Origin of the sequence: Clostridium sp. LS (assembly GCF_002760435.1) — a bacterium.
In the GTDB taxonomy this organism is placed as follows: domain Bacteria; phylum Bacillota; class Clostridia; order Clostridiales; family Clostridiaceae; genus Clostridium.
In genome coordinates this window covers 97,672-121,882 of the sequence record NZ_AUUU01000041.1, presented here as the reverse complement: position 1 = coordinate 121,882, position 24,211 = coordinate 97,672, and the positions used below count along the sequence as shown (strand labels likewise).

General features: G+C 29.1%; 17 protein-coding genes and 2 pseudogenes. 2 read left to right on the top strand and 17 right to left on the bottom strand.

From position 1 onward, the window contains the following. Positions 1 to 115: 115 nt before the first annotated feature. From COL3_RS29695 to COL3_RS11070, 9 genes and pseudogenes are all read right to left on the bottom strand, one after another. Positions 116 to 362 (bottom strand): annotated as a pseudogene (locus tag COL3_RS29695) (VOC family protein); the annotation flags it as partial. 293 nt (positions 363 to 655) lie between these two features. Beyond that, a complete protein-coding gene (locus COL3_RS11100; protein ID WP_008421629.1) occupies positions 656 to 1,534 on the bottom strand; it encodes a carbon-nitrogen hydrolase family protein in 879 nt (292 codons plus the stop codon). A 387-nt stretch (positions 1,535 to 1,921) separates the two neighbouring features. Further along, a complete protein-coding gene (locus COL3_RS11095; RefSeq protein WP_008421627.1) occupies positions 1,922 to 2,470 on the bottom strand; it encodes a DUF6144 family protein in 549 nt (182 codons plus the stop codon). 93 nt (positions 2,471 to 2,563) lie between these two features. Beyond that, positions 2,564 to 3,400 (bottom strand): annotated as a pseudogene (locus COL3_RS11090) (AraC family transcriptional regulator). Positions 3,401 to 3,692: 292 nt separating this feature from the next. Further along, complete coding sequence (locus tag COL3_RS11085) at positions 3,693 to 5,525, bottom strand: radical SAM protein (protein ID WP_008421618.1); 1,833 nt, start codon at positions 5,523 to 5,525, stop codon at positions 3,693 to 3,695. A gap of 135 nt (positions 5,526 to 5,660) precedes the next feature. Beyond that, on the bottom strand, positions 5,661 to 5,837 hold the full coding sequence (locus tag COL3_RS28700; protein ID WP_008421616.1) for a hypothetical protein: 177 nt from the start codon (positions 5,835 to 5,837) through the stop codon (positions 5,661 to 5,663). Positions 5,838 to 6,081: 244 nt separating this feature from the next. Next, positions 6,082 to 10,833 (bottom strand): AVAST type 4 anti-phage nuclease Avs4, encoded by a 4,752-nt coding sequence (avs4, locus tag COL3_RS11080; RefSeq protein ID WP_099716613.1) that lies wholly within the window; start codon positions 10,831 to 10,833, stop codon positions 6,082 to 6,084. A gap of 600 nt (positions 10,834 to 11,433) precedes the next feature. After that, positions 11,434 to 11,943: a DUF1648 domain-containing protein gene (locus tag COL3_RS11075; RefSeq protein WP_008421612.1), complete on the bottom strand. Its 510-nt coding sequence runs from the start codon at positions 11,941 to 11,943 to the stop codon at positions 11,434 to 11,436. A 131-nt stretch (positions 11,944 to 12,074) separates the two neighbouring features. Beyond that, on the bottom strand, positions 12,075 to 13,268 hold the full coding sequence (locus COL3_RS11070) for a MalY/PatB family protein (RefSeq protein ID WP_008421610.1): 1,194 nt from the start codon (positions 13,266 to 13,268) through the stop codon (positions 12,075 to 12,077). Positions 13,269 to 13,485: 217 nt separating this feature from the next. Here COL3_RS11070 and COL3_RS11065 point away from each other — a divergent pair, with 217 nt between their 5' ends. Beyond that, positions 13,486 to 13,866, top strand: coding sequence for a VOC family protein (locus tag COL3_RS11065; RefSeq protein WP_008421607.1), 381 nt, complete (start codon positions 13,486 to 13,488; stop codon positions 13,864 to 13,866). A 78-nt stretch (positions 13,867 to 13,944) separates the two neighbouring features. Here COL3_RS11065 and COL3_RS11060 read toward each other — a convergent pair whose 3' ends face one another. The 4 genes from COL3_RS11060 to COL3_RS11045 all read right to left on the bottom strand — a co-directional run bounded on the left by COL3_RS11060 (position 13,945) and on the right by COL3_RS11045 (position 17,671). After that, complete coding sequence (locus tag COL3_RS11060) at positions 13,945 to 14,322, bottom strand: phage holin family protein (RefSeq protein ID WP_008421605.1); 378 nt, start codon at positions 14,320 to 14,322, stop codon at positions 13,945 to 13,947. 145 nt (positions 14,323 to 14,467) lie between these two features. Then, the gene (locus COL3_RS11055; protein ID WP_008421603.1) at positions 14,468 to 15,283 is read right to left on the bottom strand and encodes an MBL fold metallo-hydrolase; all 816 of its coding nucleotides are present in this window, start codon (positions 15,281 to 15,283) and stop codon (positions 14,468 to 14,470) included. Positions 15,284 to 15,387: 104 nt separating this feature from the next. Further along, positions 15,388 to 16,230 carry a metallophosphoesterase gene (locus COL3_RS11050; protein ID WP_008421600.1) on the bottom strand — a complete coding sequence of 281 codons (843 nt, stop codon included), beginning with the start codon at positions 16,228 to 16,230 and terminating at the stop codon, positions 15,388 to 15,390. 232 nt (positions 16,231 to 16,462) lie between these two features. Beyond that, positions 16,463 to 17,671 (bottom strand): Mbeg1-like protein, encoded by a 1,209-nt coding sequence (locus tag COL3_RS11045; RefSeq protein ID WP_008421598.1) that lies wholly within the window; start codon positions 17,669 to 17,671, stop codon positions 16,463 to 16,465. A gap of 301 nt (positions 17,672 to 17,972) precedes the next feature. Between COL3_RS11045 and COL3_RS11040 the strand changes: the two genes are divergently transcribed. Continuing rightward, entirely contained in the window at positions 17,973 to 18,875 is a 903-nt protein-coding gene (locus tag COL3_RS11040) for a cation diffusion facilitator family transporter (RefSeq protein WP_008421596.1), read from the top strand. Between the two features lie 127 nt (positions 18,876 to 19,002). Here the strand turns inward: COL3_RS11040 and COL3_RS11035 are convergent, their stop codons facing one another. From COL3_RS11035 to COL3_RS11020, 4 genes are all read right to left on the bottom strand, one after another. After that, positions 19,003 to 20,001 carry an inorganic phosphate transporter gene (locus tag COL3_RS11035; protein ID WP_008421594.1) on the bottom strand — a complete coding sequence of 333 codons (999 nt, stop codon included), beginning with the start codon at positions 19,999 to 20,001 and terminating at the stop codon, positions 19,003 to 19,005. Next, the gene (locus COL3_RS11030) at positions 19,994 to 20,617 is read right to left on the bottom strand and encodes a DUF47 family protein (RefSeq protein WP_008421591.1); all 624 of its coding nucleotides are present in this window, start codon (positions 20,615 to 20,617) and stop codon (positions 19,994 to 19,996) included. The genes COL3_RS11035 and COL3_RS11030 overlap by 8 nt, the downstream gene beginning before the upstream one ends. Before the next feature lie 509 nt (positions 20,618 to 21,126). Then, positions 21,127 to 23,067, bottom strand: coding sequence for a [FeFe] hydrogenase, group A (locus COL3_RS11025; RefSeq protein WP_008421589.1), 1,941 nt, complete (start codon positions 23,065 to 23,067; stop codon positions 21,127 to 21,129). A gap of 324 nt (positions 23,068 to 23,391) precedes the next feature. Beyond that, positions 23,392 to 24,060 (bottom strand): NAD(P)H-nitrite reductase, encoded by a 669-nt coding sequence (locus COL3_RS11020; protein WP_008421587.1) that lies wholly within the window; start codon positions 24,058 to 24,060, stop codon positions 23,392 to 23,394. Positions 24,061 to 24,211 lie beyond the last annotated feature (151 nt).

The window sequence follows — 24,211 nt, the reverse complement described above, 5'->3', positions numbered from 1 at the left end:
CATTTTTTATTCAAATTAACTGTTCTCTACATTTAATTTCTAAATAATAATATTACTATAGAAATAATAACATTAGGTATGGATAGGAATAACATTATATTATTACTATAAAAATTTATTTAATCCTTTTGAACATTGGATGATTTCCATTGAACTCAACTAAATCCCATAAGTTTCCGTATAAATCCTTAAATACTGCAACTGTTCCATAATCCTGGTTTTTAGGTTCTCTAACAAATTTTATTCCTATTCTTCTCATTTCATTATAATCACGCCAAAAATCATCAGTTTCTAAGAAAAGAAAAAAACCTTCCTCCTGCTTAGTTTCCTATAAAAGCCTCTTGTTCAGGCTTAGAGCTCTTGCAAGTAATATTGTTTTTCCCCCTACTCCATTAAAATTAATACGCTGATTAACATACGGATAAATTACTATTTATATCGCTCAACCTTACATTGGAATTTATCCATCTCATTAAATTTTAATTATCACTACAATAAGTTACTCAAGATTTTGTTGAATAAAAATAATAAGTTTTACTTTCCACGTCAGATCTACATGTTGTGTAGATTATTAGCCTAATTAGCATCACTACAGCACGTCCAATTATATGAATAATTAATTGAAATTGCATTTTAATTTTTTACTTTCCTTTTACTATTTTCTGTAATCATTTCTGATGAATGGCTCTTCAATCCTTTCTGAAATAAGTAATTTATATTTCTGTGGGTGACGGTATGAGTTCCCATGTACTTCACGGCTTCTATACTCTCTGATCTCATCAATAGGAAAGTCGGCTATATAAATTCCCTCTCGTTCACCAGCTTCAATAATAAGCGTGTCTCTTGAACCAAAGTCAGAAGGTCTATACGCAATCCCATCAAATGCAGTAGAATGGCCATTACAGTCAGGTTTACCTTTTGGATAATTTACAGTTACAATGCCAACCATATTTTCATATGCTCTTGCCCTCAACTGTGAAATTCGGTTTATCTCCATAGGGCAAGCGTTAGGTACTAAAATAATCTCGGCACCTTTTAACATTAGAATTCTTGCGCTTTCTGGAAATTCCCTGTCATAGCAAATCATTGCACCTATTTTTACACTACCTTGTGCAGTATCTAAATCGGCAACATAAAAATCATTACCTGCTGTTAACCTACATTCATCTCCAAAATCACAGGTATGTACCTTTGCATAAGTAAGTATATTGTTGCCAAAACGGTCAAACAAGCAAAAGGTGTTCCTTGGTAATGGATCATACTTTTCAAGGAATGTTATTCCAATAGCCATATTAAGTTCTTTTGAAAGTTTAGCAAATGAATTAACAAACGAACTATTAGCAGTTACAGCGCTTGCTTTCAATTCATTAATGTCCTCAGGAATGTTATAGCCAACGCTCCACATTTCAGGAAACAATACAATATCTGCACCCATTTCCTTCGATTTTCTGCAATATTTTAATCCTTTTTGTGTATTGCCGTCTAAAGTATCTTCAGGCATAAGCTGCAATAAAGCTACTTTCAGATTTTTCATAGTAAAATCCTCCTTTCAAGCTTCAATTTATATGTAAATTAATCCTTAAACATATTTTCAAAATACCATACTACCCAATTCTTAAAAAACAAATTTTAATCTTAGCTTCGTATTATTAGCCTAATGGGTATATGAATACTGGGAATTTCATCTCTAATTCGAAATCACATCTTTCTGCGATAATGTTCACCGTAACTAATTAAATAATGTTTTTCTATTTTATTCTTACGTATGCATCTTACATAATTATTGTATAAATTTAAAGTACAAATATAGAAATTCCGTAGCGTATGTCTACTAGGCTTTAACTTATCCCACCAAGAATAGTGTCTCACGCTAAAATATTAATTTTATTCATTTAATAGCCTTAAAGCAAAGTAAAATATTCTATTTCCATATAACCCCTTGTGGCATTATTTTCATAAGACATCTTTCATTACCCATTTTTATACTTTTCAATAACTCAACATCAACTTTACACTGAAAGGCTTTTTCAAATAGTACTTTACTATATCCAGTAGTACATTGACACCATGCATCAGAATCTAGCCTATCTACCTCTGCAAGCATTGGGCATGGACAGAAATTAAATTGTAAATAAAGATCCCCATTTTCATAAAACAACCCTGCATCTTTTGCTTTCTGTAAATTTCCAAACTCCTCTAAACTTGATGATAATTCCATTAGTTCTTTTACTAATTCAAACTTCTTATCCATTCCATATCCGCACTGACACTTCATTCTTATCTTCTTTGTGGTTGCCTTATCAAATTTGCTTTCTAATCTCTTCATTGTAGAATTTACCCACATAGCATTACTCTCTGATTTACCATTTTCAGCTTTTCCATATACAACTTCCCTTGCAATATCTTCATTGCTCTCATTTTTTACCGCTTCATAAATAACCTGCTCTTGGATTTTCCTTATATCAAACATAAAATTCCTCTTTTCTTCACTTTATCTAGTGATGACCTTATCACTATTTTTATACTAAAGGAATTTTTACTTTTTTACTTCTGAATTCTTGCTCTATTTTATAGCAATACATAAATCCATAGTAACATGATTATTTTTTCTATCGATATTTTGGTAGATACCTAATGCATATCTTTCATCCCTGTTATATCCACTACGTGGAAGCCAAATATTAAAAATCCCTAGGAATGTCGCAAAAATATCATGTATATATCCACTGAATTCATAAACTGCAAATTTACCGCTTTTTATTGTTGTAACATTTTCTATATCTACCTCTTCATCAACAGTAATACATAAATCATATATACATTTGTCTAATTGGGTAATAGATGGATCATCATAAGATTTTTCAATTAAAAGTGTATTTGGTTTAATATAAGTTTTATATCGTTCCATAAAACTATACCAATTAACACCTATATCACTATAATTTCCAATATATCTTTCATAAATCACTTTGAAATCAGCTAAATTTTGTATAATTATTTTCTCATTATAATGCTCAAAAGACTTAAAAGCATTATATTCACTAGAAAAAAATGGATTAGTAATACTTGTTGAATTCATTGCCTTTCTGAATTCTGCTGGACAAATGCTATATTGCTTACTAAAAGCTGAACTATAATTGGAAGAACTTTATCCATAATTAACTCCAATATCAGTAATAGTTTTGTTTTTTTCAACCTTAAGACTTACTGCACTTTGATCCATTTTTATACGTTTGATAAAGGAATAAATACTTACTCCTGTTTCTTCTTTAAACATTCTGCTAAAATGATATTTTGAAAAATTACAGTGATTAGCAACATCTTCAATTGAAATATCCTCATCTATATGCAGCAAAATGTACTCAATACTTTTATTTATCAAAGATTTTTTAATTATCATTTTAAAGCCACTCTCCCAAACACTTTTTACATAGCTACCAATGATTCCATTTTCATAAGAATTTTACTTTCATTTTTTAATATTACTGAAAATGATAACTTTTAATAGTAGAATATATAACTTCTTTAAACATCATTTTCACTTATAAAAATGGCCTAAAACTATAACCATCATTTATTTCTGAAACAATTATCATAAACTATCTTCAAAAATTTAAATGCTTTTGTCGAATCACATCAACTACCCATTGTTAGCCTAATTGCCAGTTGCTATTTGAAATACTAATATAACCTTATTCTTTAATTTTATTAAGAGCTGTTTGGATTATTTCAGCATGATCAAAAGCAAGTTCCATCTTACCAAGCCCTGTTACGTCAAACCATTTTACATCAATGGCATCTTCACCATAACGTAGAAAATCTGGTTCTTCTCTAATTAATCCTGCATACGCACAAGAAACAATCCATCCTCTTGGATCCCTCTTTGCATTACTGAATACATGAACCAAAGATAATTGAACATTTTTTAATCCCGTTTCTTCCTCAAGCTCACGAACTGCTGTTTCTTCCAAGGTTTCATTTATTTTAACAAATCCTCCTGGGATTGCCCAACAATTCATATATGGATGTTCTCCTCGCTTAATTAAAAGGACTTTCATATTTTTATCGTTAAGCACTTTATCCTGTTCAGCAAAAAATATTACACAATCAACGGTCAATGACGGTTTTGAATATTCTTCAATATTATACGCCTCTAAAAAAACTTTCTCATCTTGTGATCTATTAATTGTTTTGCTGGATAATTTAATAAGTTCTTTTTTGGAACGTTCTGAATAAAAAAGTGGAATTACTCCAGTTATGTAGTCAGATCCTCTTTCAGTAAGATAAATCCCTCCATTTTTTATTTCCATAAGTCCATTTTCGGTGACAAATTTAACTTCCTCACTAAAATGTTCACAAAATTTAATCCCAAATCGTTTTTCAAAAGCCTTAAAATTAATAAAACCAAAATAAAATGCAACTGAAACCATTTTACCTATAGATTCTTCAAGTGGCAGCTTATAAATATCCTGTATTGGTAACTTTCCTGCTTCAATTTTTTTGCGATACGTATTAATTTGCTTACTAGCTGCACCTTCGTTGTATGCCAGATAATCATATCCAAAAGATTGTGCTCCTAGACCAATACCTACATATGGTAATCCACTAATTACACGTTTTGTAAGATAATCGCTTGTACCATAATCTCCATCAACTCTGCTGAATGTATTCTTGCCATAATTTGCTTTATATCCATTTTCATTTAATATCTCGAATGCAAGACGATACTGGCGAATAATCTTGTACAAAGATACTCCACCGGCCTCAGCCTCAATCTTAGTACCTTTATACCTGTTACGATAAAGTGTAATATACTCTGGGTTCAGACCAATCGCATATCTCAATGTTGTTTCAAAATCATCATCAGTCTGATGCAGAAAACCATACATTAAATCAACATTTAACTGTGTGAATCCAGCTTTTCTTATATTCATAACAGCCTTTTCATATATTCCAGTAGTACCTTCTCTACCTAATTCATTAAGCAGCTTTTCTGATATAGTCTGAATACCCATACTTATTCTGCGATATCCCATATTAAAAATAGCTAGAATTTTCTTTGGCTCCTGCATAGCAATTAGAGGTGTAGTTTCTATACTATAAACAGTCTCTTTTGAAAAATCAAATGAATTACGAAGTGTCTCAGTAATTGTCATCAAGTTTTTTTCTGATAACTTACTCGGTGTTCCTCCCCCTATATCATATCCTACAATCTTTTTGCCCTTAAGAAGTTTAGAATACATTTCTATTTCTTTCAACAATAGTGATACGTATAGATCTTCTGTTTCATCATCTGTGTTTTCCAAAACTGCATATTCACAAAAGCGGCATCTCTGCTTGCAAAAAGGTATATGTATATAAAGACTCAGTTCTTCAAACTTGTTAAGTTCTTCCTCAAGAAACTGTGGAATCTGATTTTCATCGCTTATTCTGTACTCCATAAATGATGATGGAGTTAATGGATATGCTGTATTTGAATAATGATGAAACAGTAATCCTTTTTCATATATTGTTTTAGGATTCATTTTTATTGGCTCCTTTGCACTTTTTATTTAATATAACGCTTATGAATTATTTACCTGTTGATTCAATTTTTTACATTGTTAGCTTAATTGAAATCACTAAGGTATGTCCAATTTATTAATTTGTGCATTTAATAATTACTCCTTCTTCTTATTAAGTTTTTCAAAATATATTTGATTTATCTTCACTCTTTCAACTATTTTAGGTTTAATTTGTTCATATTCATTAGGAAAAGGACAGTTTCCTTTATTGCAGCGACGATAATCAAATCTATAAGCACATTCAGCTACCTCTTTAGTACATTCTCTATACATTACATCACTCCTTAAACCTCATTAAATAAAAGCAATTTACATTTATATAGTTATGATTCGATTATAAAATGTTTTGTTACTATCATCATATTCGTTTATCAAAAAACTTCTTTTATTAGTTACTACATAAAGTCATTCTGAGTAGATTATATGAATTTATAATCTGGTTCATCGTACTGTATCAAAGTCCGTTTTCTTAATTGGTAATAAACTCCATTTCTACTTTAAGCATATTTTAGTCAATCTAAATAATATTTTCTCTAAGGATATAGCCAACAGTTGAACCTTTTTCTACTAGGAAATTTAGTATAACTAGAATTTTCTGCTTTAACCGTTTGTTCTTCTTAATCTTTTCTCGCTCTTTATAAACGTACTTTCTTACCAAGTTTTCTAGATAATAAGAAGTATTCCTTTCGATCTTTAAAGTTTCATATTTTGAATGCTTCGATAACATATTAGATATCCATATTAGTCCATCAGCGACAAATGAACTCCCAATATCATTCAATAGTTTAGATATAGAATATAGGACTGAAGGATGTTGACCTATCTGCTCAGATACATCCTTTATCAATCTCATGTTTGTTAATTTCAATGTATGCCATCCTTTAGCATTATCGTTCCATCGTGTTTGTGCAAATAAGTAACTTTTAATAATTTCATCTAGATACCACTTATTTACCCCATTAACAGTTAATTCAATTATTTTATCTTTGAACTGATTCCATACTAACCAAAAATTATCATAACTATTCAATCTATCTTCAGCATAAATAAATTCTTGAAACATCTCTGCAATTGATTCTGATGAATTGAAATTATCTATAAATGGTTGAATCAATTGGGCAACTTCACTACTTTCTGAACCCAAAACAAGGTAAGCGTATTTCTTTAAAAAGTCATTACGTACCATGTAATCAACTTTATTACCACCCCTACTCTGCGTTAGCGTTCTTGCAAACACAGATATTATCTCATAAGCAATAGCGATATGCCCTCTATCCTTTAACTTGCTAGGCATCAATTTCAAAGCATTCGATAATATAAACAAATCAAGTTCTTGAATATTACCTAAATCTGAAATGGATAATTCGTTATTAACCATCTTATTTAGGTTCACCTCATTTACAGTTAGAAATCTATTCAATAATCCTCCTAAATCAGGTTTATAAATTCCATTTTCATAGCTCTCTTTTCGAATTTCACTTATTAATTCATTATATCTGTACTTGAATACTAGATAACCCAATAATAATGAATGCGCATCATCAAATTCGATTTCCCATAATTGATGTATTGCTATCATAGGAAAAACGTTGAATCTTTCAGTTGATAGAATTCCCCCAACTGATTCATCCTTAAACAGTATAAGTAATAGCAATAGTTTTATAGTGTCCTTATCCTCGGGATATAACTTCATCAGCTTTGGTAATGAAGCAATTGCTTCCTGCACACCATCCCCTACTTGATAGAAATAATTAGGCTGTACACAGGATATCACTTTTTCAATTACAACGTCCTTGCAAAATTTTTTATCTTCATCATTCAATTTATCGATATAATGCTCAACTAACACCGCACATACACATGATGGTATTTGGTAATTAAATAAATGGAATCTCTCATTTTCAGCGTGTGTTGTTTGAGTAAGCTCTGGGTTATAAGGCTCGTTAAGTCTTTTTAATATTTCCCTAACTTCATCTAATGCATTTTGGGGATTGCTATCATACTGCTCATATTTCTTTGATTTTTCATCATTTTTGAATTTGAAATCAGCCCATAGCTTCAATGGAACATATCTCATATGTTCGTCATATGTCTTTTGATTTTCCTCTCTAAACTCATCAATTTCTGGTTCTATCTCTGGCTCAAACTGAATTAGAATACCACCATCAGTCTCTTCAGTATTTATTTTCATCTTCCGTCTATCCATTCTTGCTAAAAACAATCTCCAAGTCTTATCAGTTTCATCCTGTTCAGAGTCTGGTGGTAGTTTATTATAATAATCATCTAGAATATCCCATAGAATTTTCTGACGTTTATTAGTCTCTTCCTCTCCTAATTCTTGCATTGCAAAAACTTGATAGTTTAGAAATAAGCTTTCTAAACACCACTTTCGATGCTTATCATCACAAGTCTTTAACCTCTCATTATCATATATACTATTTTGGCTAAAGCCCCAGTTTTGTCCTATTGAATATAGTGTTTTAGCACCTTGCTCTGAATCAAGTCTATGAATATCATTGATAATGAATTCTCTAGTTCTAAATAAGATTTTTGCAGTATCAAATGTTTTTTCTGGATATGCCAACACAATACTTGTCACTACTGATGAAATTGAGGCACTCTCAGAAAATTCTAGTAGATAATTTAACCAACTTACTAACACTTCAGCTTCTGTTTTCTCTGCTACTTCTAGAAGAAATTTTTCTAACGCCATGTGAATAGATTGCAACAAGTTTGGACTTACCGGAGAACTCGTCCCTCTGTAAATCTCCCACAAGCATTGACTACTATACTGTTTTTTATGATTTTGGTCATTTAACTTAACTACAACTTCAGTTATCACATCAAGTGTAGAGGCTAGATTTGATGTAATATACTTATTTACAGATTTATTTGTAAAATTTATTATGAAGTCAATAGTTTCTTTTGTTCTAACCTGTAATAGCCAGTAAATAGGGCTTTGATACGCACTCACAGGATGATAATCTCCATAGTCGTTTTCTATACCAAAATCATATTCGGGATCACCGCTCCAGCCTGAAAATAACTGATTTTCTTTTGGTGTATAAGTCCAAAATAAATCAGCTAACTCCAAGATTTCTTTCGGTAATACTTTACAGATTGGTAAACCATCAAGCGTAGTCAAAATTAACTTAACTAAATCGTAATATGGGTCTCTATGATTCTTCCATTTATTGCTTAATATTTCTTTTATAATATCTTGTAATTCACATTTCAATTCATGAGAGCTGTTTATAATTGTTTTAAAAATAAATTCTAATGTATTATCTTGTGAATAGTAAATGTCCTTTTGGATAACTTCCTGATAAAATATTAGAGCAATAAGACCAGCATACCTAGTAGTAATTCCACTTTTAATTTTGTCGCTCCAATCATAAATTAAAGGTAATACAAAATTAATGTTCTCAATTCCAATTTCCTCAATGTTATTGTATATAAACTCGATTAATGCCTCCCATCCAAATCCTTTAGGCTTGGTCAGAATGTGCTCGAGAGTAAACAGATTTATGTTTTTTATACCTAATCGCTTGAAAAATTCATCATCAACTTCTTTACAAGCAATCCTTAATATAAACGTTAATCTTTTTAAAAGCCCACACTGATTTGATAATAATTCATTCTTAAAAACTTCAAAAAAGTTTCTTGAATAATCTGAAAGTAAAACAGAAGCGAATAACTCATCTTTCCAAAAAGACTCAATCTCATTATTCTTAATAGTATCTTCAATGAATTCTACAATTTCACGGCTTTCGAGTAATAGTTTTTCTGATATCCAATTTCTTAAACACCTTCTTATAGGCAACGATTCTCCAATTGACACAAAAAAACCATATTCATCAGACATATTAGTAAATTCTCTATTTATAATTTTTTCTAGCGCCCATTCTTCATAAATATCATGAGTTATAAAATAGCCTACTTCCTCATATCCCAGCATTCCATCACTCATTAATTCATCACAATAATTAGCTATTTCAGTTTTTACCTGAACAAAAAACTGACCTGTATTCGCCCTTTGAGAAGCAATCTCTAAAAAGCACTTTTCTCTTTCAGGTTTACTTTTTTTAATTCTTTGCTCCCACAACTTTGATTTAAATTCAACATAATCAATCTCATCAATATCCTTATAGAATTTCAAATATTCATTAAGATAGAAAGGATTCCTAATCAGTTCTAGTAATTTCTCATCTTTAGGTAATGTAAAAGCGTTCTCATTAGAGATAGTGTCTAGTTCATCTTGTTCTAAAGGGTGTATACCAATATTTAATGGAGCAATTTTGTAAATCTCAAAAAATTGGTAGTTAAGATCTTTGAGATAAGCATCTCGAGTTGTAAAAATAACTTTCCATTTATCTTCAACTATTGCTGATAACAACTCTTTGAAGGGGTCTGTATTTTTTAAATCCAGTAGTTTTTCAGCTGAGTCAACTACTATTGTCTTATGTTCCACATCTTTATGAACATTAAGAAAATCATTCAAATTGAAATCACCAAATACATCATTGATATTTCTCAACTCAAATTCTGTGGCCTTAAAGATATAGAATGGAGCATTTTCTTCGAAGCGTTCGTATAATTTTTTTATTAAGACAGTTTTTCCAACCCCACCTGCACCACTGATAATATATACTTGATTAGAACCATTAACGAGCTGTTTCAATTCATTTTCTCTCTTAATCTCAAATTTTTTCTCGTTAAAAGAAATATCAGTATCTATGAATCTTAATAAATTCTTGCTATGCTTCTGCATTTCTTCTAATGTTGAAAATATGTTTTTTTCAAATGTAAAAAAGTGCTCCGAAATAATATCATTTTTTACTGTAACAAATTCAGATTCAAAGAAGCTAGCTAATTTCCACTCTAAACTAATATCTAATTCTTTTGCTAGCTTTTCAATGTCTTTTAGTCCTTGAGGCATCTGTCCTTTATTTTGTCCCCACTCCTGATTAGAGTAGATATATAACTTATTCACGTTAGGATAATCCCTCTTTAGTTTATTTAATGTATCCTCTAAATCTTCTTTATGATTTGAAAGCGATGTTTCATAGAATTTTGCTTGCCACGCAACTACATCCTCATCATTAATCTCAATCGGATTTGTTTCTATAGCTGACTGATTTTTATATCTAAATATTCCATACTCTATATTAAATTCTTTACAGAATAGTAAATAACAAAACCATTCGAAATTATTTTGAGGATTTTCGCTAAATTTTGCTTTAAAGACATCCCAATTTGGTTTAACCATATATATCACCTCTTCTATACTATTCGCTTGACGAGCAAAATGTAAATTCAAGCTTACTTTAATATATACCAACATCTGATTATTAATTTCCATGTTGAAAATATAAATTCCTTTACATTCTACTTTTTTAATCGTTCATGGCCAATAATCATCTACATATCTAATTTCCATCTTTTATAGCTTATACTATCTCTTAAAATATAAATCATAATGCAAAGAACTACTATATTCTCTTGCAAAAAAATGGTTAATTTGAAATATGGAGATAATGCTTTTGACCTAAACAATAAAACCGCAGTCGCTTATGATACGGTTAATCTTTCATTATCCTAAACCTTATTTAGCATTTAAATTTTTTTATCTAATAGAATGAAGTTCCCATTATAGACATAATAAGCATAAAACACCCCATAATTTATTAGACTATATACTCCATTATAATCCTATTTTCTCGCACGTGGAATAATTATCTATCTAATCCAAATATAAAAATTTATACAAATATATATAAATTCTCACAAAAATAAATGCAGTAGCATTTATTTTTTGCTACTGCACTTTAATTTTACTAATATTTTTTATTAACAAGGCTAATTTATATCACTTACTTTGAACTTTAATCATATTTATAATTCCATATATTACAGTAGCAAAGGTAATTACTATAATTGCCACAGACATGATAGGGCTTACTCCTTGTCTATTTCCCATAGCAGTTTGTATGTTTTGCCATGTTAATATACTCAGCATAAATGATACTTCTAAATCAATTAAAAGAATTAATTGACGCCCAACCTTATATAAATCTTTTGCATTTTCTTCTGTAATTGAAACTGGATAGTTATAGAATTTAGGAACTTTGCTTAATAAAACAAAAATTATATGGAGACTTGTGCAAATTCCTATTATTATAAATAAACTGGTTTTATTTCCATAAGCATCGGGTGCTCCGGAAAACCCAAAATGAGTTGGTATAATTTCAGGAATATTACTCCAAACCATTTTTAAATATATTATTATAAATATAATGGGAACTGTTGCTGCTATAATTAAGGCTTTATCCTTCTTTGATAGTGGAAGTTTAATATTTGGCCTTTTTGTGATGCTCATAAAAATCCCAACCTTCTTGTAAGACACATTTTTATTTTTTCTGTCTGCTAATTATTTTTATGTTATACTCTTCAATAAAGATTGTCAATAATTCCTAATTAAAATATTTCTTAATTAATAAAGTTCGTCTCTTATTCTTTATAACACCTTTTTACAGCTTCCAATAAACGTTCTAATGCCTTTTGTAACACACTTGTTGGACATGCTAAATTAATTCTTTCAAAACCTCTTCCTTCATCTCCAAAAATATATCCTTCATCTAAGAATAGCATAGCTTCAGTTGTCATAAATTTTTCTAAGGCTTTATGATCTTTTTCCAAATTTCTAAAGTCTAACCATTGAAGATATGTACCCTCCATATTAATAACTTTAATAAGAGGCAGATTTGTTTTTACAAACTCTTCCACTAAATTTTTATTTTTATTTATAACTTCCAAAAGTTCCTCTAGCCATTCTTCGCACTCATTGTAGGCAATTTCGCAAGCCTTATATGCAAAAATATTTAATCCCATGTTACCTGTAGATAACCTTCGCTCAGTTACAATTTTATCTCTAATTTTTTTATTTGATACAATGATATTGGAAACTTGAAGTCCTGCCAAATTAAAAGTTTTACTTGGCGCAGTACAAATTACTGAATGATTAGCAAATTCTTCAGAGATATTTGCAAAAACAGTATGTTTAAATCCTGGCATTATTAAATCAGAATGAATTTCATCAGATACGATTAGTATATTATTCTCTATACATATTCTGCCTATTTTTATCAATTCATCTTTTGTCCAAACTCTTCCAACAGGATTATGAGGATTACATAAAATGAATAGTTTTGTGTTTTCTAATTTTGCATTCTCTTCAAAATCTTCAAAATCAATTTCATAATGATCTCCACAATGTACTAGCTCAGACTTAATAAGATTTCTTTTATTAAGAGTAATAGCTTTGTAAAAAGGATAATACACTGGAGACAAAACAAGAACATTATCTTCTTGATTTGTTAAAGCTCTAATAATCATATACAGAGCAGGAACAACACCTGCAAATTCTATAATTGATTCTTTAGCAATTTTCCAATCATGCCTTCTTTCCATCCAATTGCATATGGATTTATAGTAAGCTTCTGTTGCAATTGTATATCCAAATATACTAGAGTCAATATATTTCTTTAATCCCTCAGTAATTTCTGGAGGATTCTTAAATTCCATATCGGCAACAGATAGAGGTATTATGTTCTCATCAATATCCATATTATATTTATTCATCAAATTCCACTTACTTGAACCAATGTTTTTTCTAGATACTAAAGTTTCAAAATCATACTTCATTTAATCCCTCCATTTTTATACATTGAAATTATTTTAATACATATCATTATTTTTATTATTATTACTGATTAGATAACTTATTTTTCTTTTAATATATACTACTCTTATTATTATTAATTATCAATAAATTTGCTAGCTTATACCTAAAATGTTATATAATATTTTAAGAGAACATTTTATAGATTATAAAAAATATTATAACAAAAGGAGAAATTCTATGAATTTAAATTTAATACATCATATTGCTATTATTGCTTCTAACTATGAAGTATCAAAGAATTTTTATGTAAATATATTAGGACTAAAGATTATACGCGAGAATTACCGAATAGACAGAGATTCCTATAAATTAGATTTAAAAATAGGTAATAGTGAAATTGAACTTTTTTCTATGCCTAATGCTCCTGAAAGGCCTTCTTATCCTGAGGCTTGCGGTTTAAGACATTTAGCTTTTTGTGTTGATAATATTGAAGAAGTTGTTGCAGAATTAAATGCAAATGGTATAAATACTGAGCCAATTAGAATAGATGAATATACAGGAAAAAAATTCACTTTTTTTAGTGATCCAGATGGGCTACCTTTAGAATTGCATGAATAGTTTTACTTTTATACTTAAGTGTTATAATCGAAATAAGGATGAGCATATACTCATCCTTATTTTTATAACCTAATTTCTTTACATTGCTTTACCTGGCAATATTGCATCCAATATTCCAATAGCTAACGCTGCTAAAATAGCACCAAGTATTGACACACTCATAGCTGGTACAAAGAATTGTGTTACATATAATATTATAGCAGCAATAATAAATCCTTTTATACCTCTTCCAAAAGGCGATGCACTAGTTCCCATAAATGCTTCTACTAAATAATCTAGTATACTAATCACTATCGCAGCTAATATAAATGACCATAAGCCTCTAATACTAAATCCTGGAGTTAAAAATGAAGTTATTCCTAAGATTACTACTGTTATTGCTAATCTTCCTAACCAACCAAGAATACTTTTGCTACCGAAATTTTCTCTACTTGAATGTTCTTTATCATTCACCATAAATAATTACCTCCTTAAACATTATGTTTATATATGAGTGTATATTTATTGTTCCCGTATTTATAAAATATATGTTATTTTTTATTATGTAACGCTTCACAAAATAATATTAAATTTCTATTTTTAGATATTTTAACAATTACTTTTAAACAAACTTTCCATGCCTTGGTTTAGCTATATCTTTAAAATTATTCTTAAGCAAATTTAAATGTTGTGTTAATTCATCACCCTCCATAGGTTTTCCATGACTTGGAATGGCTAAATTAGGTTTTAACTCACTCAATACATTCACAGATTCCTCTGCTGCTTCCCAATTTGTTGTAAGATATTTAGGAGGACCACTTATCTGTTCGTTTTGAGTTAAGACAGAAATTATGGATTCTTGTTTTACTGTACAAAAAGCATCTCCTGCAATAAGGATTTTATCTTCTTCTTTATATAACGAAATATGTCCTTCACTATGCCCTGGTGTATGAATATATTTCCAATCCGGTAATCCAGGAACACTGTTATCTTTTGGGAGTACTTTAGCATGCTTACCTAAATCAATACTTGTATGTGAGAAGGATCTTGATATTTTAGCAACCATTCCCTCATCAACTGTTGGATCTGCTAAAGGATAATCTTTAACTCCTGTTACATATGGAAGTTCTAGTTCATGAATATATGCTGGAATATTATAATAGTCGCATAAGGTAATAACTGATCCAACGTGGTCGAAATGCCCATGTGTTAAAATTATAGCTTGTGGCCTGCTGTTTTTGCCAAACTTTTCTTCTGCACATTTAATTATAAAATCTGCCGAATTCTCAAGTCCGGTATCAACAAGTACCCATTCATTATTCTTATTGCTTATAATAAAAGCATTCACAACAGTAAATTCTAAAATCAATATTTCTGGAGTTATTTGCAATGATTTTGTAGTAATTTCTGATAAAAATTCAACCATTTTATTTCCCATAATTTATACTCCTATTTTTACATTAATTTATAAAAATATTATTTGTTTATAATAATTTTTTATTCAATTAAATGTTGAAATAAAATAGAGCCTTAAATGGTGTGTTATAAATTCAATAAAGTTATGCTTACAATTTCAGGCATGTTATTTACTCTAAATCCTGGCTTGCTATAACCTAACCCTCTACTAACAATAAGTTTTTTATTATTTATTTCATAAACTCCTTCACTATACTTTGGAAAAAACTTTCTTTCTGGAGAAAGCAGTCCTCCAATAAAAGGCAGTCTAATCATTCCTCCATGAACATGACCTGATAATGTTAAATCTACATTGTATTTTGCATATATATCAAAAAACAAAGGATTATGCGCTAGTAAAATATTATAATTTTTTTCTTCACATTTATTTAGTGCTTTATAAATAACCTCTTCTATATTCTTAGGTTTATTTTTTGTTTTATAAAACGATAAGGGTATATCAAATCCGTAAATATGTATTCTTTCATTATTCCTAATAATGGTTACATTTTTATCATTAACCACATTAATGTTAAGATTCGTCAACTTTTTAATAAGTAAGTTCAAATGTTCTTTTTTTAATCTTTTTTCGTGATTTCCTATAATATAATAAATTTTATATTTTTTACTTAAGGTTTCTGCTAAGTTCAAAAATACATTAAAATCCTTGTCATATTTATTAACCATATCCCCAGTCATAACTATAATATCAGGATTTTCCTTCAATATCTTTTTAACAAGTCTAGAGTTGTTTTTGTTAAAAATATAATTATGAAAATCGGATAATTGGATTATTTTAAATTTATTAAACTCCTTTGGAACCTTATTACTTTGAATTTGATATTTCGATATTTTTATAAGTTTATTATCTCTATACGCTGCTCCAGATAATAAAACTAGTCCTGAAAATATAAATAAATTTTCAATCATAAAATCTCCCATTTTTACACTTTAAATGCTATTTTTTTATTCTATACTCTATTATATACAATTTTCAATTATTTAATAGGATAGAGTCTTTCAAAATCTATCAATGCATTAATAAATTTAAATTTATTAAAACAGAACTGTCACCAAAACAAAATCTAATATTATTCATTATTGTCACTTATCATAAATAAAGATTACTATACTAGATTTCTTTTAGAGACAGTTTATTAGTTTAACTTTTTAGGCTTTCATTTTTAAGCCTGTCTATTAAATTGTTAATTGAATTTGAAAGACTATTTGTTACATTAATTTGATTTTTATTGGAAATCTCTAATTTCTTTATAACACTGCTTCCGAGCGTATCCATTCTCCTTATAATATCATTCAGGGAATCCTTAGATTGTGTTTCTTGGGCATATATCAAATCATTCCAAAAATACATAGGCAGAATTAAAGCTTCCATTAATGTATAACCAATATTAAAGACTTCTTGATATTCTAAATAATTCTCATAACAAAACATTAATAAATATTCTCCAACAACTTTTAAAAGATTTTTGTCATCTTTTTCCTTACAAGTAATCAATTCAACAATATTAATTACTTCATTAATAATTAATTTACTCATATCTTCTGGTAAATCTGAAATAATCTTATTTGAAAAATCATTAATAATCTTTGTAAATTCTGCTTCATTTGTTTCCGCCCTTAATCTTCCATTCCTATCAAGCAATATGCTAATTTTATGGTAATCAAAAGGATTTAGTTGAATATCTGTTTTAATATAATGAATTTTGTCAGAAATTCTATTAAATAGACAACTAACATAATCATACTTTGCATTAATCGATACAATTTTTGATTTATTACTATTAATCTCATTACTATATCTATTTATAAATTCATTAGAAAAACCTTGCCCATTTACTGAAATGCAATTGCTTACCTTCGGCGATAAAATCGTTACAAACTGAGCTTTGTTTCCTCCTTTTGAATGCCCAGTTACAGTAATATTGTTATACCTAAGAGTATTTATATAGTTTAATGCATCTATCTGCTCCGTTGTTTCAACATCATAAGCGGATTTGCCATTATCAACCCACTCATCACTTGTTACTGTTCCTCTAAAAACCACTGTAGCATTATCCTCTTCATCTACAAAGCAAGCGTATTTCATTCCACTGTTGTAATAAGTATTTGTATTTGTAATTCTCAGTTCTCGCAAGTTAGGCTTGCTTAGTATTTGCTTTAGCAAGTTTATCCATTCACTTTTAGGCATTCTAATCAAACAATCTCCAACTTTATTCATGAAATAATCAAAGTATCCATTATTCATTAAATTATAGACAATATCAATAATCTTCTTATTTTCACTAGGATTTAACTCCAAATATATCAAATTATCTAATAGGATATGCTCCTCATATGTTAATCTCGACATTTTATCCCCCTATTTTTCAATTAATACTTTCCTAATATACTATTCAGTACCTATAAAAAAGTAATATATTTTTCATTCTAATTAACAACATTTCTTTAAATTCCGAACCTAATTTTAACTCTAATTGTCAATAAACCCAGTATTGGAACTATTAATCATTTACAATAATACAAATCATTATCAATTGATATTATGTTCTAATTAGGCTTTTTCCTTGACTTTGTTGCGTTTAAAAGTATATTATATTATTAATGTGTTTTATCAAATGATAAAGCATTAATTTTATTAGGAGGTATTTATTATGAATGCTAAAGTCAAAGTAGCAAGATTGTCTCTACTTTCAAATACCACTTTGATAGTTCTAAAATTGATTGTTGGTCTATTTACAGGTTCGGTTAGCATAATTTCTGAAGCTATACATTCAACAATGGACTTGCTTGCAGCAATAATAGCATTTTTTTCTGTTAAGATATCTGACATGCCTGCAGATGATGTTCATCCTTATGGACATGGAAAGGTAGAAAATATTTCTGGGGTAATAGAGGCACTACTTATATTTGTAGCATCAATTTGGATAATAATTGAGGCAGTAAAAAAAATAATTTATCCTGGAGAAATAGAATCTATTGGACTTGGATTTATAGTTATGTTTATTTCTTCTGCCATAAACTTTGCAGTATCTAAGCAACTATATAAAGTTGCCAAGCAAGAAGATTCTATAGCCTTAGAGGCAGACGCATTACACTTGAAAGCAGATGTATACACTTCACTTGGAGTTGGAATAGGGTTATTTTTAATTTGGATTACTAAGTTAAATTACTTAGACCCGGTTGTTGCAATATTAGTTGCAATCTTTATATTAAAAGAAGCACTTGAATTATTAAAATCTGCATTTAATCCACTATTAGATGTTGCCTTATCTGATGGGGAAAAGGATATTATAAAAGATAGGATTAATAAATATTCTCCTATCTTCTGTAACTTCCATAATTTCAAGACAAGAAAGTCAGGTAGAATTAGATATATCGACTTGCATTTAGTATTCCCTGAAAACATGACTATAAAAGAAGCACATGATATATGTGATAAAATCGAAAAAGATATTGAAGAAAGTCTTAATCATACAGAAATTATGATTCACCTTGAATCATGTGAAAAGAGATGTAACTCTGATAAATGTAAATTAAATTGTACTCATAATTGAATTATGTAATCAAATGCAATTAAATATGAATTGAACTAAAATGGCCTGTAGATTTTCTATGCTAATAAAAATCTACAGGCCATAACTTATAAAATTAAATTTTATTTAATTCTTACTATATTAATTATTACATAAACAATTTCATTATAAAGACAATTAATGCTGAAAGGCTTGCAGTAATTGGTATTGTTAAAATCCAAGCCCAAACTATATTTTGAGCTACGCCCCATTTTACTGATTTTATTCTCTTAGATGCTCCAACTCCCATTACTGAGGTAGAAATAATATGCGTTGTACTTACTGGAGCATGGAAGAATGTCGCTAAATAAATTACTGCCGCACCACCAGTTTGGGCTGCAAATCCATTTACAGGTGTTAATTTTGCCATCCCGCTTCCCATAGTTTTGATAATTTTTTTTCCTCCAGCTGCAGTTCCAATTGCCATAGCTAATGCACAGGATGCTATAACCCATGTAGGCACATTAAATGTACTTATAAACTTACCACTTAATAAAGCCATAGTTATTAATCCCATAGATTTTTGTGCATCATTACTTCCATGATTTAAGGCCATAAATGCACCTGAAGCAACTTGAAGCTTTAAAAATATTTTATTTACAATACCAGGCTTAAAAGGTCTTAAAATCCAATTTAATAAAATCATTAATATGTAACCTACAGTAAATCCTATAATTGGCGCTATAAATATCCATATAACAACATCATGGAAAAGATTATACCAATTAACTACATTAAAATTTCCGTTATAAGCAATTCCGCCACCTACTAATGCTCCTATTAATGCGTGAGAAGAACTACTTGGAATACCAAAGTACCATGTGATTATATTCCATATTATAGCTGAAATTAAAACACCCAATATAACCCACTGCTCAATAGAGTTATGACTTACTATGCTTTCTCCTACAGTTTTAGCAACTGCTGTTCCAGTAAATGCACCTAGAAAGTTAAATATTGCACATATTATAATTGCGGTTTTAGGTTTAAGCGCCCTTGTTGTAATCGAAGTAGCAACTGCTGTAGCTGTATCATGAAATCCATTTATAAAATCAAATATTAATACTGTTACTACTATCAATACTGTTAAAGTCATAGTACTAAGCATTCTTAATAACAACTCCCTCTATAATGTTTGCAATTTTTTCACACTTATCAATAGTATTTTCTAAAATTTGATATATTTCTTTCCATTTTATAATTTCAATAGGATCTTTTTCATTTCTAAATAACTCTCCTACTGTTTTTCTAAACAAACGGTCAACTTCACTTTCGATTTGATTTATTGTTAATATTGTTTCACTTATATGATTTTTATTTCCTATTAAATGAAGTTCGCCCATTAATTCTACAAGTAATTTTGTACATTTTATTATCATGTCTGCTAGGTATTTAGCTGCATCAGTGCTTTCAGTAACATTAAACATAACAAATCTATGTACTGTAGAATTAATCAAGTCAAGTACATCATCAATTCTTTTAATTAATAAATACATATCTTCTCTGTCAAATGGAGTAATAAACGAATCATTTAATTCTTTAACCATAGTATTTACTAATCTATCACCATTGTGCTCTAATTCTTCAATCTTGCTAACATCTAAATCGATATTAGATAAGGAATCTAAACTTTTCCTTAATACTACTGCTGCTTCATCAACATTTTGTGCAGCTTCTATAAACATTTTATAGAACTTATCTTCTTTTGGATTTAAATTAAACATACTATCACATCTCCCTGTAAAATATAAAATTCGACACATTATTAAAATATTACAATCCTGTACAAGTATATTCTATTTTAAAGTAAATTTAAACTGTTTTTAATAAAACTTAACCTAAATTTAATATTACTATACTTTATTATACTATTAAACTAATTTTTTTCAAAATTCTGTATCCAATTTTTGACTAAACTTTATTATTTTAAATTTATTAATATCACAATAAAACCTTAAATACTCACGATCGCGTAAATCTATCATAAACTGTTATTGTAATGTTATATCTATTATTAATACAAAATTTCTTTGTTAAAAATACTTAACATAAATATAACATTAAAATAAGTTTTTTAGTCAATATTATTTGTAAAATTAATAATATGAAATTTTAATTAGACATATTTTTGCAGTTATCTATTATTATTTTGTTAAAATTTTAAATTTTATATCATATTATTAACAAAAAAAATCCTTGAATTCTCTTCAAGGATTTTTTTGTTATATGGTTATTAATCATTATTTTTCTTCATTCTAGGGAAATAAGTTGTGTGAAGAAGCTCATGAGCCTTATTGCTTAATGGATGATCTAAATACTTATCATAAATAGCTAGTACTTCAGGATTCTCATTGGATCTTCTAAGTACTTTAGATCTGTCAATATTATTCAAGCCTTCTGCTCTTTGTTCTAAAACTTGTTGTTTGTTCTTTTTAATTTTAGGCTGTCCACCACCGCCAATGCATCCACCGATACAAGCCATAATTTCTATTGCATGGAAAAATTCTTCACCAGATCTTATTTTATCTAACATTTTAGCTGCTTCCCTTAAACCATGTGCAACACCTATTCTAAGCTTTATGTCATCAACTTCAAGTTCACAAATTCTAAAACCATCCCAGCCTCTAAGCTGCTCAAATTCTATATTTTCAATTCTATTTCCAGTTATATTTTCAAGGGCAGTTCTTACTGCGGCTTCAATAACTCCACCTGTTCTACCAAATATTATACCTGCACCAGTATATTCTCCCATAACTGAATCTATTTCTTCATCTTCAAGAGTTTTTAAATCTATTCCGGAGTTTTCAAAGATTTTTATAAGTTCTCTTGTTGTAATAACATAATCAACATCATAATTCATATCTACAGAAAATTCTGGTCTTGAAGCTTCGTATTTCTTAGCAATACATGGCATTATTGCAACTGAAGTCACTTCATCTCTTGAAAGACCTTTTTCTTTTGCCCATATTTCTTTCGCTACAATTGCAAACATCTCCATAGGTGATTTTGCTGATGACGGTACATCTAGCATATCTGCGTAATTCTGTTCTATAAACTTTATCCAAGAAGGACAACATGAAGTAAGTATCGGAAGCTTTACATTTTCATCTCCAGCCAAATGCCTTTCAAGTCTATCCTGCAATTCCGCTGCCTCTTCCATAATAGTTAAATCAGCACCCCAAGTAGTATCAAAAACATAATTTACGCCTAATTTTTTTAGCCCTGCTGCTAATTTCTTTTCTACATTATCTCCTGGTTCAAATCCAAATGCCTCACCAATTGCAACTCTAATAGCTGGAGCCATCTGTGTGATAACTATCTTATTTGGCGTAGCTAAATCTCTAAGGAATAAAAGAGTATTATCCCCTGCAGTTATTGCATCTACTGGACATGCAGAAACACATGCACCGCAATGAGTACATCTATTATAATCAATATTATGCTTCTTTTTTAATTCCCCCTCAATACAGTCAACTGGGCACGCTCTCTTACATGCTCCACACCCAATACATTTTTTTGTAATAGTTAACTTTATAAGATGATTACATTGGGAAGTATAACATTTCTTTTCTTCAATATGTTCTTCAATTTCTTCGTAAAACTTTTCAATTATTTCTTCCATAATATTATGTTTTTGTTTCATTTTACTCTTAACTGTTACTGCAAGATTTCTTAAAATATAAATCTCACGCATATTAGATACGCCCTTACTAATCCTATTTAAAATATTAAACATTTCAGTTATATCTTCTTTAACAATTTCATAATTCTTATAAGAGCCATCTTTTATTTTTGCAAGCAGATATTCTATATAAAATTTTTCAAACTGAATAATACAATCTTCTTGTGAAAGTATAATTATAGTTCTCGCTATATTATCATAAAATAATCCAAAATCAAACTCTTTATCTAGACTATCCTGTGTTAAAAAACCGCCAAAAGGAAGTCCAATTTGAGCTGCCTTAAAATTACTTTTATTTATTAATCCTCCACATTGTTCAATTATATCGTTTAATGTAGCCCCTTCTGGAACTTCAATTATTCCTGGATTATTAACTTTTCCGCATATAGCTATTTTTCTACCATTAGATAATTCTTGTAGTTCTTCTGGACTAAAAACAGAAAAAACAGAACCTAATGCACTTTGTATAAAAGATGTTTTATTATCTCCCATAATATTCACACTCCTTATTTTTCTTGAGTTTCTTTTATTATAAACTTTATACATTATATATATTAATTGTAATCTTAATAGTGAATTATTATTAGTATGCGGATCGTAAATTTCCCCATTTTCACTAATATTTATCACTATGATAATCGTAAAGGTTTATATTTTTTTAATTAATATACATAAACTCAATCTCAATTATAACATATACCTAATTAAATTTCTTTAAAATAATGACAATATAAAATAATAATTGCCAGGAGAATGTCTTTTTTACACTACTGGCGAAAAATTAATCTTCAACATTTGTTTTAATAAATCTTATAACTATTTAGTTAATTCCTCTATCCCCTTTAATACTTCTTCCTTAAATTTGTCAATGCTAACTCTATCAATAAAAAAACCTAATTTTTCACCTGGTTCTGCATGTTCTTTGTAATATGCAAAAACATTATCTACCAAATTAAGAGCTTGTTTTTCAGTTATATCTACTGCTATAATATCTGACATTCTCGGATTATACCCTCCAGATCCGCCAGCAGTAACAATAAATCCTGTTTTATCAGCTATTACTCCAACATCCTTACTATAAACACTGCCGCAGGCATTTCTACATCCTGCCACACCAATCTTAGTTCTACATGGCATTTCCATCCATTGGTATTTTTTTGAAAGCTTCATTCCTGTACCAATAGTATTAAATTTAGACCTTTTACAATACCCAGCAGGACATATCTCAACGTTTTTAACTGAATTTTGTGTTCTTACAGCAGGTTCCATTTCAAGTTCTTCCCATATTCTACTTAGATCCTCTTGTTTTAAATTAGTAATTAATATTCGTTGACCAGATGTTATTTTTAGTATCCCATTATATTTTTTTGTAACATCCACAATTTTTTGCATTACCTCTGTTGTAATAAATCCACCTGGAATATGCGGAGTTATTCCAAAAGTTCTTTTTCCATCTCTGATTTTCTGCAAGTTTCCAAAACTCATCTTTTGCCCTCCTGATCAAACTAAATCATATATGCTATATTCTTTATAATTTTCTGTAACTATATTATATATGGTATTTGCCTATCTAAAAAGTCTTTAATTAATTTTTTATAGAAAATATGCTGGCAAAATACTTAATAAGAGGTTGTCA